Origin of the sequence: Micromonospora sp. M51 (genome assembly GCF_018070305.1) — a bacterium.
GTDB lineage: Bacteria > Actinomycetota > Actinomycetes > Mycobacteriales > Micromonosporaceae > Micromonospora > Micromonospora parva.
In genome coordinates this window covers 1-820 of sequence record NZ_JAGPXZ010001323.1, presented here as the reverse complement: position 1 = coordinate 820, position 820 = coordinate 1, and the positions used below count along the sequence as shown (strand labels likewise).

The following is an 820-nucleotide window of genomic DNA, read 5'->3' as shown; positions in this document are numbered from 1 at the left end:
ATGTGCCGCTTCTCCAACTTGAAGTCGGGGATGCCGTACCGGAGCAGACCACCGATCGCGTCGTCGCGCTCGTACACCGTCACCGCGTGACCGGCGCGGGCCAACTGCTGGGCGGCGGCGAGGCCGGCGGGCCCGGAGCCGACGACGGCGACCGACCGGCCCGACGGCGCCGGCACGGCGCGGGGGGTGAACCCACGCGCGGCGGCGGCGTCGGCGATCTCCACCTCGACCTGCTTGATGGTCACCGGTTGACCGCCGGAGATGCCGAGCACGCAGGCCGCCTCGCAGGGCGCCGGGCAGAGCCGGCCGGTGAACTCCGGGAAGTTGTTGGTGGCGTGCAGCGACTCCACAGCGGCGTCCCAGTTGCCGGTGCGCACCAGGTCGTTCCAGTCCGGGATGCGGTTGCCCAGCGGGCAGCCGTCGTGACAGAACGGGATGCCGCAGTCCATGCACCGGGTGGCCTGCTCGCGGATGAGGTCCTCGCCGGCCGGCGGGTAGACCTCCCGCCAGTCGCTGATCCGCACCGGCACCGGGCGGCGGGCCGGCAGTCGCCGGTCGTAGCGCAGGAAACCGTTCGGGTCAGGCACGTGCCACCTCCTGGGCAGCCACCCGCGGGGCGGGCGGCACCGGCATCGCCGGCACAGCGGGTGCGGTCAGTTCTGTCATGACCGCGTCGTCGACGTCGCGGCCGGCGGCTTCGGCGGCCCGCATGATCTCCAGCACCCGGCGGTAGTCGCGGGGCACCACGGCGGTGAACTCGGCGATCGCCTCCGGCCACCGCTTGAGCAGTTCCTCGGCGACCGCCGACCCGGTCTCGGCC

At 73.8% G+C, this 820-nt stretch carries 2 protein-coding genes; both read right to left on the bottom strand.

What is annotated here, in order from left to right; genetic code table 11:
- Window positions 1-587 (bottom strand): FAD-dependent oxidoreductase (locus KBX53_RS34575; protein WP_210863990.1); only part of this gene is annotated, 587 nt, incomplete at its 3' end.
- Window positions 580-820, bottom strand: a 241-nt coding sequence (locus tag KBX53_RS34570) for a hypothetical protein (protein ID WP_210863989.1), incomplete at its 5' end; no start/stop codon positions are given. The genes KBX53_RS34575 and KBX53_RS34570, both read right to left, overlap by 8 nt.